Below are 13,358 nucleotides of genomic sequence, written 5' to 3'. Positions count from 1 at the left end.
GACGGACGTCCCTAGCGTCGAGGACATGAACCACACAGTGTCCTTTCGCGGCGCCGGCGTCAGCTGCACGCTGCTGGCGATCGCCCTCGGCGCGGGCGGCACCGCCTGCAGCAGCAGCGGCGGCGACCCGCTGACCGACAAGCCGTACGACGCGACGGACCAGATCTCCTTCAACGGCCTCTCCGAGGACAAGAAGGCCGACCCGGACAAGCCCCTCGAGGTCACCGTCGACGACGACGGCCGGATCACGGACGTCACGGCCACGGACGCCACAGGCCGCTCCGTGACGGGCGAACTCTCCGCCGACGGCACCCGGTGGCACAGCACCTCCCCGCTGGCCGCGAACGCCCACTACACGGTCCGGGTGAGCACGGAGGACGAGGACGGGGCACCCGGCCGCAAGGTCCTGACCTTCGACACCACCAGGCCCACCACCAAGAAGCGCCTGGGCGTGACGTTCGGGCCCGGGTCGGGCACCTACGGCGTCGGTCAGCCGATCACCGCCAAACTGGACAAGCCGGTCAAGGGCAAGGCGCAGCGGGCCGTCGTCGAGCGGGCGCTGCGGGTGGACTCCGTGCCCGCCGTGCAGGGCGCCTGGCACTGGGTCGACGACAAGGAACTGCACTACCGGCCCAGGGAGTACTGGCCCGCCCACGCGACGATCCGGGTGCACAGCAACCTCGACGGCATCAAGGTCGGGGACCGGCTGTGGGGCGCGAAGAGCAAGCCGCTGAAGCTCACCATCGGCGACAGCATGATCGCCGTCGCCGACGCGGCAGCGCACTCCATGACGGTCTACAGGAACGGGGAGGCCGTCAAGGAACTCCCCATCACCACCGGCAAGCCCGGCTTCGAGACCCGCAACGGTGTCAAGGTGGTGCTGAGCAAGGAGTACTACGTACGTATGCGCAGTGCCACGGTGGGCATCGCCGCGGGCAGCTCCGACTCCTACGACCTGCCCGTCTACTACGCGACCCGGGTGACCTGGAGCGGCGAGTACGTCCACGCCGCCCCCTGGTCCGTCGGCTCACAGGGCTACGCCAATGTCAGCCACGGCTGCATCGGGATGAGCACCGGCAACGCCGAGTGGTTCTTCGACGCCGTGCACGAGGGCGACGTGGTGAAGGTCGTCAACTCCGACGGCGACACCATGGAGCCCTTCGGCAACGGCTTCGGGGACTGGAACCTCTCCTGGAAGAACTGGCGCACGGGCAGCGCCCTGGTGGCCGGCACCCCCGATGCCCCGACCGCCGCACAGAGGGCGCGGCTCCGGCCGGAGAGCGTGTGAGGCGACCCCCGGGGGCAGCCCCGCGGGAGCCGCCCCCCGGCCGCTAGGCGCTGCGCTGGAGGTTCCTGCGCCGCAGCAGCGAGGCCAGCGCGGAGGCGAACTCCACCGGCTCCACCGGCAGCGTCACGGCCGCGTCCGCCCGGCTCCAGGTCGCGAGCCACGCGTCCTGCGGCCGCCCGATCAGCAGCAGCACCGGCGGGCAGCCGAACACCTCGTCCTTGATCTGCCGGCACACACCCATGCCGCCCATGGGCACGGACTCACCGTCCAGGACGCAGACGTCGATGCCGCCCCGGTCCAGTTCCTTCAGGACGGCCGCGGGCGTCGCGCACTCCACGAACTCGACGACGGGGACGTCGGGCGCGGGCCTGCGCCCGGTGGCCAACCGGACCTGTTCCCGGGTGTTGGAGTCGTCGCTGTAGACCAGCACCGTGGCGGTCGGCTGCATTGTTCCTCCGGTACGCAGTGATGTCTGACGTCGTACGGAAAGGCCCGTCGCGGCGGATGTTACTCCGTTCAACACCACGTCAACACCGGTACGGACCGGAGCAACACTCCGAACGGCACCCCCCGGGGTGAGGGCGGGATAAGCGACCGACATAATGTCGGACGTGGCGACAGCAACGACAGTAGATACCGGGCACGCGCACCCGTCGGTCAACCGGCCGAACCTCACCAGCGTCGGAACCATCATCTGGCTGAGTTCCGAGCTGATGTTCTTCGCGGCCCTCTTCGCGATGTACTTCACCCTGCGATCGGTGACCGGTCCGGATCACTGGAAGGAGATGGCGAGTCATCTCAACATTCCGTTCTCCGCGACCAACACCACGATCCTGGTGCTCTCCTCCCTCACCTGCCAGCTCGGCGTCTTCGCCGCCGAGCGCGGGGACGTGAAGAAGCTCCGGGGCTGGTTCATCGTCACCTTCGTCATGGGTGCGATCTTCATCGGCGGTCAGATCTTCGAGTACACGAACCTGGTGAAGGAGGACGGCATCTCGCTCTCCTCCGACCCGTACGGCTCGGTGTTCTACCTGACCACTGGCTTCCACGGTCTGCACGTGACGGGCGGCCTCATCGCCTTCCTGTTCGTCCTCGGCCGTACCTATGCGGCCAAGAGGTTCACCCACGAGCAGGCGACCGCAGCCATCGTCGTGTCCTACTACTGGCACTTCGTCGATGTCGTGTGGATCGGCCTCTTCGCCACGATCTACCTGATCAAGTAGCCGGGCCCGTTCCCGCGTGCGCCCCAGGGCGCAGACAACAGAAGCATCGACGCAGAAGATCCTGACACCGGGGTAATCCGTGAAAAAGCTCTCCGCACGACGACGCCATCCGCTGGCGGCGCTCGTCGTCCTACTCCTCGCGCTGGCATGCACCGGGGGGCTGTACGCCGTGTTCGCACCCGCGAGCAAGGCGCAGGCCGACGAAACTGCCCAGTCCCTCGCCATCGACGAGGGCAAGAAGCTCTTCTCCGTGGGCTGCGCCAGCTGCCACGGAACCGGCGGTCAGGGCTCCTCCAACGGGCCGAGCCTCGTGGGCGTGGGCAGCGCGGCCGTCGACTTCCAGGTCGGCACCGGCCGCATGCCGGCCCAGCAGCCGGGCGCGCAGGTCCCGAAGAAGCGGGTCATCTACACGCAGGCCCAGATCGACCAGCTCGCGGCCTACGTCGCCTCGCTCGGCGCCGGCCCGACCATCCCGACCAAGGACCAGTACGGTCCCGAGGGCGCCGACATCGCCAAGGGCGGTGAACTGTTCCGCACCAACTGCGCGCAGTGTCACAACTTCACCGGCAAGGGCGGTGCGCTGACGCACGGCAAGTTCGCGCCGAACCTCGAGGGTGTCGCTCCGAAGCACATCTACGAGGCCATGCAGACCGGCCCGCAGAACATGCCCGCGTTCCCCGACACCACGCTGACCGAGCAGAACAAGAAGGACATCATCGCGTACCTGCACACGGTCAACGGGGACAACAGCGAGAGCCCGGGCGGCCTTGAGCTGGGCGGGCTCGGCCCGGTCTCCGAAGGCCTGTTCGCCTGGATCTTCGGACTCGGCGCGCTGATCGCGGTCGCCGTCTGGGTCGCCGCTCGGACCGCAAAGGCCAAGAAGTCATGAGTAGCCACGACATTCCAGAAGAGAACCTGCCAGCTGAGCAGGACCAGCACGGCGCGGTCGGCGTCGCGGACGAGAAGAACCCGTTCGCCGACCCCGGTCTGCCCCCGCACGAGCACCGCGTCCAGGACATCGACGAGCGGGCCGCCAAGCGGTCCGAGCGCGTGGTGGCCCTGCTGTTCACGGTGTCGATGCTCGCCACGGTCGGCTTCATCGCCTCGTACGTGTCGATCCCGAACGACAAGACGATCTACGTCTTCCCGATCGGTCACATCAACGCGATGAACTTCGCGCTCGGTCTGACCCTGGGCCTGGCGCTGTTCGCGATCGGCGCGGGCGCCGTCCACTGGGCCCGCACCCTGATGTCCGACGTGGAGATCGCCGACGAGCGTCACCCCATCGAGGCCTCGCCCGAGGTCAAGGCCAAGGTGATGGACGACTTCCGGCAGGGTGCCAAGGAGTCCGCGCTCGGCCGCCGCAAACTGATCCGCAACACGATGCTCGGCGCGATGGCCCTCTTCCCGCTCTCCGGCGTCATGCTGCTGCGCGACCTCGGCCCGCTGCCGCACAACAAGCTCCGCCACACGCTGTGGTCCAAGGGCAAGCTGCTCGTCAACATGAACACGAACGAGCCGCTGCGTCCCTCCGACGTCGCCGTCGGCTCGCTCACCTTCGTCAAGCCCGAGGGCCTGGAGGAGACCGACGAGGACTTCCAGACCCAGATCGCCAAGGCCGCCGTGATGATCATCCGGCTCCAGCCGGCCAACATCAAGGACAAGCGCGAGCTGGAGTGGTCGCACGAGGGCATCGTCGCGTACTCGAAGATCTGCACCCACGTCGGTTGCCCGATCTCGCTGTACGAGCAGCAGACGCACCACGTGCTGTGTCCCTGCCACCAGTCCACCTTCGACCTCTCCGACGGTGCCCGGGTGATCTTCGGCCCCGCCGGCCACGCCCTGCCGCAGCTGCGCATCGGCGTGAACGACCAGGGCTACCTCGAGGCGCTCGGCGACTTCGACGAGCCCGTCGGTCCTGCATTCTGGGAGCGCGGATGACCACCAACGACACCACCGCGGTACGCCGCGGAAAGGCACCCGCCGGCGAGCGTGTCGCCGACTGGGCGGACGGCCGCCTGGGGATCTACTCCCTGGCCAAGACCAACATGCGCAAGATCTTCCCCGACCACTGGTCGTTCATGTTGGGCGAGGTCTGCCTCTACAGCTTCATCATCCTCATCCTCACGGGTGTGTACCTGACGCTGTTCTTCCACCCGTCGATGAACGAGGTCACGTACCACGGCAGCTACGTCCCGCTGCAGGGACAGCTGATGTCCGAGGCCTTCAACTCGACCCTGCACATCTCCTTCGACGTGCGCGGTGGCCTGCTGATCCGGCAGATCCACCACTGGGCCGCGCTGATCTTCCTCGCCGGCATGTTCGTGCACATGATGCGCGTGTTCTTCACCGGCGCGTTCCGCAAGCCGCGTGAGGTCAACTGGCTGTTCGGCTTCCTGCTGCTGGTCCTGGGCATGTTCACCGGCTTCACCGGCTACTCGCTCCCGGACGACCTGCTCTCCGGCACCGGTGTCCGCTTCATGGAGGGCGCGATCCTGTCCGTGCCGGTGGTCGGCACGTACCTGTCGTTCTTCCTCTTCGGCGGGCAGTTCCCGGGCGGCGACTTCGTGGCCCGCTTCTACTCGATCCACATCCTGCTGCTGCCGGGCATCATGCTCGGTCTGCTGGTCGGCCACCTGATCCTGGTCTTCTACCACAAGCACACGCAGTTCGCGGGTCCCGGACGGACGAACAACAACGTCGTGGGCATGCCGCTGCTGCCGGTGTACATGGCCAAGGCCGGAGGCTTCTTCTTCCTGGTCTTCGGTGTCATCACGGCCATCGCAGCGATCGCCTCGATCAACCCGATCTGGGCCATCGGCCCCTACCGTCCGGACCAGGTGTCCACCGGCGCCCAGCCCGACTGGTACATGGGCTTCTCCGAGGGCCTGATCCGGACGATGCCGGGCTGGGAGATCAACTTCTGGGGCCACACGCTCGTCCTGGGCGTGTTCATCCCGCTGGTGATCTTCCCGCTGGTCCTGGTCGCGATCGCGGTCTACCCGTTCATCGAGGCCTGGGTCACCGGCGACCGTCGCGAGCACCACATCCTGGACCGCCCGCGCAACGCCCCGACGCGTACCGCGTTCGGTGCCGCGTGGATCTCCTGGTACTTCGTGATGATGATCGGCGGCGGCAACGACATCTGGGCCACGCACTTCCACCTGTCGATCAACGCGATCACCTGGTTCGTGCGGATCGCCTTCTTCGTCCTGCCGGTGCTCACCTTCATCGCCACCAAGCGCGTCTGCCTCGGCCTGCAGCGCCGGGACCGGGACAAGGTGCTGCACGGCCGCGAGTCGGGCATCATCAAGCGCCTGCCGCACGGTGAGTTCATCGAGGTCCACGAGCCGCTCACCCAGGACGCGCTGCACACCCTGACCGCGCACGAGCAGTACCAGCCGCTCGAGATCGGCCCCACGGTCGACGAGAACGGCGTCGAGCGCAAGGTGAGGGGCTCCGAGAAGCTGCGCGCCAAGCTCAGCGAGGCGTACTACGGCGAGGAGTCCCAGATCGCGAAGCCCACCGCGGAGGAGTACAAGGAGATCACGAGCGGCCACGGCCATCACTGATCGCTGAGGCGTCGCCACGCCACGGCGAGGGGCCCCGTCCGGTGTTCGGACGGGGCCCCTTGTCATGCCTTCCGGCTGGATAGGGTGGGGGTCGGACTCCCGCGACGAGTCCTCCTCTTCTACGACACCAGGAGCGGCCCTATGAGCGCTGTGACCCCCGCTGGAGGCGACACCGCGGCGGGCCGTTCCTGGCCCGAGGTGCTGAACGCCCTGCTCTACGGCCGCGACCAGAGCGCCGACGCGACGGCCTGGGCGATGGACCAGATCATGCGCGGCGAGGCGACGGACGCGCAGATCGCGGGCTTCGTCGTGGCCCTGCGCGCCAAGGGCGAGACGGTGGAGGAGATCGCCGGCCTGGTCCGGACGATGTACGAGCACGCCAACGTGATCGAGGTGCCCGGGCGGACGGTGGACATCGTCGGCACCGGCGGCGACGGCGCCAAGACGGTCAACATCTCCACCATGTCCGCGATCGTCGTCGCCGGTGCGGGCGCCACGGTCGTCAAGCACGGCAACCGCGCCGCGTCCTCGGCGTCCGGTGCCTCGGACGTCCTGGAGAAGCTCGGCGTCAATCTGGAACTGACCCCGCAGCGGGTGGCCGAGGTGGCGCAGGAGGCGGGGATCACCTTCTGCTTCGCCGTCAAGTTCCACCCGGCGCTGCGGCACGCCGGCGCCGCGCGCGGCCAGCTGGCCATCCGCACGGTGTTCAACATCCTCGGCCCGCTGACCAACCCCGCCCGGGTGCGGGCCCAGGCGGTCGGTGTCGCCGACCCGCGGATGGCTCCGGTCGTCGCGGGCGTCTTCGCCGAACGCGGCAACTCCTCGCTGGTCTTCCGCGGGGACGACGGACTCGACGAGCTGACCACCACGGCCACCTCCCGGGTCTGGATCGTCCGCGACGGCAAGGTCGCCGAGGAGACCTTCGACCCCCGCGAGGTCGGCATCGAGCTGGTGCCGGTCGAGGCGCTGCGCGGCGGCGACCCCTCGTACAACGCCGAGGTGGCCCGCAGGCTCCTCGACGGGGAGCGGGGGCCGGTGCGGGACGCCGTACTGCTGAACTCGGCGGCCGCGCTCGTCGCCCTCGACCCGGGCCCGGGACCGCTGGCCGAACAGCTCCGCGCCGGGATGGCCAGGGCCGCGGAGTCGATCGACTCGGGCGCCGCCAAGCGGGCGCTGGAGCGCTGGGTGGCGGCCAGCAACGGCTGAGCGTCCGCCGGGAGTGCCACGGCTCGCCGGCCGGCGGCCGCCGGCCGCCGGCGAGCAGGGGCGCGGTCCCGTCATCCGGACACGGGTTGCGGGACCGCGATCACTTCACGTACGTTTCCGACCAGGTCATGAGTGACAGTCATGAGGCCCCGGCCGACTGTCCGGCAACCCTCCGTCCGTGGCGGGGTGCCCCGGGTGAGGACCAGGCCGTGGGCAGCGAGGTCCAGGGCAAGCGCGGATCCCTCGTACACCAGGGGTCCTGGTCGTCGAGGAGCCTTCTGTGAGCCAGCGAATGCGCTAGGGCGTCGAGCCCCGCCTCCGCGTACCCCTTTCACCTCTCCCCGTGCTGGAGCCGTACCGCTCGCACGGCGGATCCGCTCGTCCCTCGCAGGAGTCTCGCCATGTCCGTCCCCACCGCTGCCGCCGTCCAGGCCGTCTGTGCCCCGCTGCCCGTTCTGGGCCGGGACGTCACCGTCCCGCTCGTCACCGGTGGCGAGGTCACCTACGCCGCACTCGACTACGCGGCCAGCGCGCCGGCCCTGCAGCGCGTCTGGGACGACGTGGCGGCCTACGCACCGTACTACGGCAGCGTCCACCGGGGCGCCGGGTACCTGTCCCAGCTGTCGACCGACCTGTTCGAGGGCGCCCGCAGGACGGTCCTGGAGTTCCTGGACTGCCGTCCCGGCGACCAGCTGGTCTTCACCCGCTCCACGACGGACTCGCTGAACCTGCTCGCCCGCGCGCTGCCCGCAGGCTGCCAGGTCCTCGTCTTCGAGACCGAGCACCACGCGAGCCTGCTGCCCTGGCAGGACGCCCGGGTCACCTGCCTCGACGCGCCGCGCACCCCGCAGCAGGCCGTGGCGACCCTGGAGCGCGCCCTCGCCGCCCGCGACCCGCGGACTCCGGCGCTGGTCTGCGTCACCGGCGCCTCCAACGTCACCGGCGAGCTGTGGCCGGTGCGCGAGCTGGCCGCCGCGGCGCACGCCCACGGCGCGCGGATCGTGCTGGACGCGGCGCAGCTGGCCCCGCACCGCCCGGTCTCCGTGCGGGACCTCGACGTCGACTGGGTCGCCTTCTCCGGGCACAAGCTCTACGCGCCCTTCGGCTCCGGTGTGCTGGCCGGCCGCGCCGACTGGCTGCGGGCGGCCGAGCCGTACCTCGCGGGCGGCGGCGCCAGCCGCAGGGTGACGCGGCGCGCGGACGGGGGCGTGGACGTGGAGTGGCACGACGGCGCCGCCCGCCACGAGGCCGGCTCCCCGAACGTGATCGGTGCCCACTCCATCGCCTCCGCCTGCCGGGCCCTCACCGAGGCGGGCTTCGACGGCCTGGTCGCGCGTGAGCAGCGCCTGATCACCCGGGTCCGCGCGGGTCTGGCCGAGGTCCCGCAGGTCACGGTCCTGTCCCTGTTCGGCGACGACGCCCCCCGGGTCGGGGTGATCTCGTTCGTCGTCGAGGGCTGGCACAGCTCCCACTTCGCCGCCGCGCTCTCCGCCGAGTACGGCATCGGCGTGCGGGACGGCCTGTTCTGCGCCCACCCCCTGCTGCGCACCCTGCTGGGCGGCGGCCCCCAGGCCCGGGGCGAGTGCGGCGCCCCCGAGGCCGCCCCGGGCGGGAAGTCCCTCGACGCCATCCGCGTCAGCTTCGGCGCCGGCACCCCCGACGAGCACGTCACCCGCTTCCTGGCGGCCGTGCGGGAACTGGTGCGCGACGGCGCGAAGCGGCGCTACCGCACGCAGGACGGCCGCTGCGTGCCGGCGGTTTGACGACGCCGGTACGACGCGCCTTCAGGAGTCCAGGCCGATGGCGAACGCCGCCTCCAGGTCGTGCTGGGAGTAGGTGCGGAACGCGACGTGCGTGTCCGTGGCCTCGACGCCGGGGATCTTGCTGATGCGGCCCGGGATGATCTCGGCCAGGTCCTCGTGCTCCTTGACCCGGACCATGGCGATCAGGTCGTAGGTGCCGGTGACCGAGAAGACCTCGCTCACGGACTCCAGCGCCGCGATCGACTCCGCGATCTCGGGGATCCGGTCCACGCTGGTCTTGATGAGGACGATCGCGGTGATCACGGCTGGTTCTCTCCCTCGGGAGCCGGAGCTGGGGCGGACCTCACTCTAGTCGCCCCCGGGTCGCCCACCACCGCCCTTCCGCGGCCGCCCCTCGGGCCCTTCCCCCTCCTCTTCCCGGACCGGGCCCAGGCGTAGCAGAAGCCCAGGCCGAAGCCCACCAGGTGGGCCAGGTAGGCCACCCCCGGCCCGCGGTCCGCCCGGCCCGCGGCCAGCCACTGCAGGGCCGCCCAGAACGGCAGGACCACCCACGCGGGGAAGCGCACCGGGAGGAAGAAGAGGAACGGGAGCAGGCTTGTCACCCTGGCCGTGGGGAACAGGTAGAGGAACGCGCCCAGGACGGCGGAGATCGCCCCGGACGCCCCCACCAGGGACTGCTCGGAGGCGGAGTTCGCGGCCGCGTAGCCGAGCAGGGCCAGGTAGCCGCAGCCGAGGTAGAAGAGGGCGAACCGCACGCGGCCCATCCGCTCCTCGGTCATCACGCCGAAGACGTAGAGGAAGAGCATGTTGCCGAGCAGGTGCACCCAGCTGCCGTGCACGAACAGGGCGGTGGCGGGGGTCAGGACGGCCCTGGGGGAGCCCTGGAACAGCTCGGCCGGGATCACCCCCCACCGGTGGAAGTACGCGCGCTGGGCGGCGAGCAGTGCCTCCCCGGAGCCGTAGACCCGGTCCAGGCCCGATGCCGGGCCGATCACGAAGACCAGGCAGCACAGGACGAGCAGCGTGTGGGTCACGGGCGCCGACGGGCGCCGGCTCGTTCTGCTGTCGGTCGGGCTCCGGTGGCTGATCATGAACACAGAGCATGACGTAAGGGGACGCACTCGCACAGAACGCCTCGCCGCCGTGGACAGGCGGGCGGCGGGTCGCCGCCAGGCCGTAGGGTTACGGCCACACGCTCCGGGGAAGCCGGGGCGTCGCGGACACCAGACGGCCCAGAAGGAAAAGGTACGAGTCACGATGACGGTTCCCCTGCCGACCGCCTCGACACGGTGGCGCTGCACCCTCTGCGGCAACCTCACGCGGTTCGACGTGACCCGCTCCTCGAAGGTCGTCGAGTACGTCCACCTCGATCTGGCCGGCGAGCCGAAGGTCGAGGAGCGCGAGGTGGTCAGTGAGACCATCGAGTCGGTGCGCTGCCGCTGGTGCAACGCGGTGGACCAGGTGGAACTCGTGGACAGGCCGGGCGCCGACTCCTGAGCGGAGCGGCCCCACAGGTAATGGGGTGTGACGGATGGCGGAGACCGCGGACGGGGGGCCGGGCGACGGCACCGCCGAGGTGCTTGACCGTCCGCTGCCCGACGGAGTGCGCCGCAGGGTCGTCCAGATCGTCGCGGACGCGTTCGGCGGCCTGACCGTCGCCGAACTGCCCGGACAGCTCAGGCAGTACGCCCGGTTCACCCCGTCTCGCCGCGCCAAGTTCGCCGGCAACGCGATGGCGGCCGCGCTGGAGACCGAGCCGCTGTTCCGGCAGCGGATCGGGGAGAAGCTCAGAGAGGCCCAGCCGGAGCTGGCCGGCGCCCTCGACTCCGGCTCGCCGCCCCCGGCCGCGGACCCGCTCGACGTGGCGGCCGCGGCCTATGTTCTGCGGCCCACCGGCTGGGTGAAGCTCGTGACGGCGGCCGGCGAGGAGGCTCAGCGGGCCGACGCCGAGCGGGCCGGCGAGGAGAGCCGGGCCGAGCTGGAGCGGCTGCGCGAGGAGCTGGAGCGGGCCCGCGAGCAGACCCGGCTCGACACCGAGCGGCTGCGCACCGAGCTGGAGGCCGCCCGCAAGGAGGCCGACTCGCTGCGCCGCAAGCTGCGCGCGGCCCTCAGCGACGTCAAGCGGGGCGAGGCGGCCCTGCGCAAGCTCCAGGGCGAGATGGAGGCCGCACGCGCCGAGGGGCAGGCCCAGGTGTCCGCCGCGGAGAGCGAGTCCCGGCGCCTGAAGGCGCGGCTCGGCGAGGCGGAGGCCGCCCTGGAGGGCACGCGCAGAGCAGCGCGCGAGGGGCGCAGTGTCGAGGACATGCGCGTGCGCCTGCTTCTGGACACCCTTCTCGACGCGACACAGGGGCTGCGCCGGGAACTGGCGCTGCCGCCCGTCTCCGTCCGCCCGGCCGAGACCGTCGACGCGGTCGAGCCGGGGCGCATGACCCCGAAGGACATCGCCGCCCGGGCGCTGTCCGAGCACGACCCCGCGGTCCTGGACCAGCTGCTCGCCCTGCCGCAGGCCCACCTGCTCGTCGACGGCTACAACGTCACCAAGACCGGCTATCCCCAGATGCCCCTGGAGAAGCAGCGGTTGAGGCTGCTGGGCCAGCTCTCGCAGCTCGCCGCACAGACCGGCGCCGAGGTCACCTGCGTCTTCGACGGGGCCGAGCTGGTGGCGCCGGTGCTGCTGGCGCCCCCGCGCGGCGTGCGCGTGCTGTTCTCCAAGCCGGGTGTGACGGCCGACGAGCTGATCCGTCAGCTGGTGCGCGCCGAGCCGCCCGGGCGGCCCGTCATCGTCGCCTCCACCGACCGCGAGGTGGCCGACGGGGTGGCCAGGGCGGGTGCCCGGCCGGTCGCCTCCGCCATGCTGCTGAAACGCCTTTCCTGAGCGACTGTCCCGATGGTCGAAATTCCAGGTTTAATGCCCGAATTGGCGGGATCGTCACGCAACGTAGTGTCAACCGCGTATCACCGCACGTGAGTTGTGTGTAAAGAATGCATGGTGTGACGAGATTTTGCTCCTGAGGATTTGATCTGATCACGATGAGGTCACTAGGGTCTGGCTCCGAACCTCCGAGCGGGTGATCACTCAGAAGAAGGAGTTCACCTTCGTGGCGACCCACCGTCGACCCAAGCAGCCGAGCCGTGCGCGCGTGACCGTGCTCACCACCGCCGCTGCTGCCGCAGTTGCCATCAGCGCCCAGGCCGCCAACGCCGCGCCCAGCGAGAAGCCGTCGAAGGACGAGGTCAAGGCAAAGGTCGACAAGCTGTACGAACAGGCCGAGCAGGCCACCGAGAAGTACAACGGCGCCAAGGAGAAGCAGGAGAAGCTCCAGAAGGAGATCTCCACCATCCAGGACAACGTCGCCCGCGGTCAGCAGGAACTCAACGAGCTGCGTGACTCCATAGGCATGGCGGCGGCCGCGCAGTACCGCTCCGGCACCATCGACTCCTCCCTCCAGCTCTTCCTGTCGTCGAACCCGGACGACTACCTGGACAAGGCGTCCACCGCGGACCAGCTCAGCGCCCAGCAGGTCGAGGCGCTGAAGAAGATCCAGCAGAAGCAGCGCGAACTCGCCCAGGAGCGCGCCGAGGCCTCCGACAAGCTCAAGGACCTCGCCTCCACCCGCACCGAACTGGGCAAGAAGAAGAAGCAGGTCCAGAGCAAGCTCGCCGAGGCGCAGAAGCTGCTCAACACCCTGACGGCGGCCGAGAAGGCGGCGCTGGCCGCCGCGGACCAGCGCGCCAGCCGCTCCTCCGCCGAGCGCGTCGACCTCGGCAACACCGGCTCCGCCTCCGGCCGGGCCGCCGCGGCCTTCTCCGCCGCCCAGAGCCGGATAGGTTCGCCCTACGTCTACGGCGCCACCGGCCCGTCCTCCTTCGACTGCTCGGGCCTGACCTCCTGGGCCTACGCCCAGGCCGGCGTCTCCATACCGCGTACCTCCCAGGCCCAGGCCAACGCCGGTACGCGCATCTACAGCGAGAGCCAGCTCAAGGTCGGCGACCTCGTGCTCTTCTACGGCGACCTGCACCACGTCGGCCTCTACGCCGGCAACGGCCAGGTGCTGCACGCCCCGCACACCGGCGCCACCGTGCGCTACGAGTCGATCGGCAACATGCCGTTCGAGTTCGGCGTCCGGATCTGACGCGCGCGGCCGCGAGCCCGTACCGAACCCGTATCAGGATCAGCGCCACGTGCCGCCCGAACGGGCGAATCGCGTGAACCCGCGCTGACCCCACGCCCCGCCGGTGACCTGCGTCAGCGGCGGGGCGTCACGTTGCGTGGCCACGGAGGGCTTTGGCCGCCGCCCCGCCGCGG

General features: G+C 70.2%; 13 protein-coding genes and 1 riboswitch. Of the genes, 10 read left to right on the top strand and 3 right to left on the bottom strand.

Annotated features, from left to right (window positions below):
• The first annotated feature begins 25 nt into the window (after nucleotides 1-25).
• Nucleotides 26-1,288, top strand: a complete 1,263-nt coding sequence (locus ACJ9NR_RS11355; RefSeq protein WP_412487404.1) for a L,D-transpeptidase — start codon at nucleotides 26-28, stop codon at nucleotides 1,286-1,288.
• A 43-nt stretch (nucleotides 1,289-1,331) separates the two neighbouring features.
• Here ACJ9NR_RS11355 and ACJ9NR_RS11350 read toward each other — a convergent pair whose 3' ends face one another.
• Nucleotides 1,332-1,736, bottom strand: a complete 405-nt coding sequence (locus tag ACJ9NR_RS11350; protein ID WP_412487403.1) for a response regulator — start codon at nucleotides 1,734-1,736, stop codon at nucleotides 1,332-1,334.
• 154 nt (nucleotides 1,737-1,890) lie between these two features.
• Here ACJ9NR_RS11350 and ctaE point away from each other — a divergent pair, with 154 nt between their 5' ends.
• From ctaE to ACJ9NR_RS11320, 6 genes are all read left to right on the top strand, one after another.
• Nucleotides 1,891-2,511 (top strand): aa3-type cytochrome oxidase subunit III, encoded by a 621-nt coding sequence (gene ctaE, locus ACJ9NR_RS11345; RefSeq protein WP_412487402.1) that lies wholly within the window; start codon nucleotides 1,891-1,893, stop codon nucleotides 2,509-2,511.
• Nucleotides 2,512-2,590: 79 nt separating this feature from the next.
• Nucleotides 2,591-3,400 carry a cytochrome bc1 complex diheme cytochrome c subunit gene (gene qcrC / locus ACJ9NR_RS11340; RefSeq protein ID WP_412487401.1) on the top strand — a complete coding sequence of 270 codons (810 nt, stop codon included), beginning with the start codon at nucleotides 2,591-2,593 and terminating at the stop codon, nucleotides 3,398-3,400.
• Entirely contained in the window at nucleotides 3,397-4,452 is a 1,056-nt protein-coding gene (gene qcrA / locus ACJ9NR_RS11335; protein WP_412487400.1) for a cytochrome bc1 complex Rieske iron-sulfur subunit, read from the top strand. The genes qcrC and qcrA overlap by 4 nt, the downstream gene beginning before the upstream one ends.
• Complete coding sequence (qcrB, locus tag ACJ9NR_RS11330; RefSeq protein ID WP_412487399.1) at nucleotides 4,449-6,083, top strand: cytochrome bc1 complex cytochrome b subunit; 1,635 nt, start codon at nucleotides 4,449-4,451, stop codon at nucleotides 6,081-6,083. The genes qcrA and qcrB overlap by 4 nt, the downstream gene beginning before the upstream one ends.
• A gap of 141 nt (nucleotides 6,084-6,224) precedes the next feature.
• The gene (gene trpD / locus ACJ9NR_RS11325; RefSeq protein WP_412487398.1) at nucleotides 6,225-7,289 is read left to right on the top strand and encodes an anthranilate phosphoribosyltransferase; all 1,065 of its coding nucleotides are present in this window, start codon (nucleotides 6,225-6,227) and stop codon (nucleotides 7,287-7,289) included.
• 124 nt (nucleotides 7,290-7,413) lie between these two features.
• A riboswitch (SAM riboswitch) is annotated at nucleotides 7,414-7,530 on the top strand.
• Nucleotides 7,531-7,690: 160 nt separating this feature from the next.
• Nucleotides 7,691-9,052, top strand: coding sequence for an aminotransferase class V-fold PLP-dependent enzyme (locus ACJ9NR_RS11320; protein ID WP_412487397.1), 1,362 nt, complete (start codon nucleotides 7,691-7,693; stop codon nucleotides 9,050-9,052).
• Between the two features lie 21 nt (nucleotides 9,053-9,073).
• On the opposite strand, the gene ACJ9NR_RS11315 is transcribed toward ACJ9NR_RS11320, so the two are convergent.
• Both ACJ9NR_RS11315 and ACJ9NR_RS11310 read right to left on the bottom strand, forming a co-directional pair.
• Nucleotides 9,074-9,355, bottom strand: coding sequence for an Lrp/AsnC family transcriptional regulator (locus ACJ9NR_RS11315; protein ID WP_412487396.1), 282 nt, complete (start codon nucleotides 9,353-9,355; stop codon nucleotides 9,074-9,076).
• Nucleotides 9,352-10,143, bottom strand: a complete 792-nt coding sequence (locus ACJ9NR_RS11310; RefSeq protein WP_412487395.1) for a rhomboid family intramembrane serine protease — start codon at nucleotides 10,141-10,143, stop codon at nucleotides 9,352-9,354. Before ACJ9NR_RS11310 ends, ACJ9NR_RS11315 begins: the two co-directional genes overlap by 4 nt.
• A gap of 166 nt (nucleotides 10,144-10,309) precedes the next feature.
• On the opposite strand from ACJ9NR_RS11310, the gene ACJ9NR_RS11305 reads away from it, so the two are divergent.
• The 3 genes from ACJ9NR_RS11305 to ACJ9NR_RS11295 all read left to right on the top strand — a co-directional run bounded on the left by ACJ9NR_RS11305 (nucleotide 10,310) and on the right by ACJ9NR_RS11295 (nucleotide 13,185).
• On the top strand, nucleotides 10,310-10,549 hold the full coding sequence (locus tag ACJ9NR_RS11305; protein ID WP_020137397.1) for a hypothetical protein: 240 nt from the start codon (nucleotides 10,310-10,312) through the stop codon (nucleotides 10,547-10,549).
• A 34-nt stretch (nucleotides 10,550-10,583) separates the two neighbouring features.
• Nucleotides 10,584-11,927, top strand: a complete 1,344-nt coding sequence (locus tag ACJ9NR_RS11300) for an NYN domain-containing protein (protein WP_412487394.1) — start codon at nucleotides 10,584-10,586, stop codon at nucleotides 11,925-11,927.
• Nucleotides 11,928-12,150: 223 nt separating this feature from the next.
• Nucleotides 12,151-13,185 carry a C40 family peptidase gene (locus tag ACJ9NR_RS11295; RefSeq protein ID WP_412488804.1) on the top strand — a complete coding sequence of 345 codons (1,035 nt, stop codon included), beginning with the start codon at nucleotides 12,151-12,153 and terminating at the stop codon, nucleotides 13,183-13,185.
• Nucleotides 13,186-13,358: the final 173 nt, after the last annotated feature.

It is taken from the genome of Streptomyces sediminimaris (assembly GCF_047049295.1).
Taxonomy (GTDB): Bacteria; Actinomycetota; Actinomycetes; order Streptomycetales; family Streptomycetaceae; genus Streptomyces; species Streptomyces sediminimaris.
Note: the sequence above shows the minus strand (reverse complement) of the source record. Positions and strands in the feature narration are given on the sequence as shown.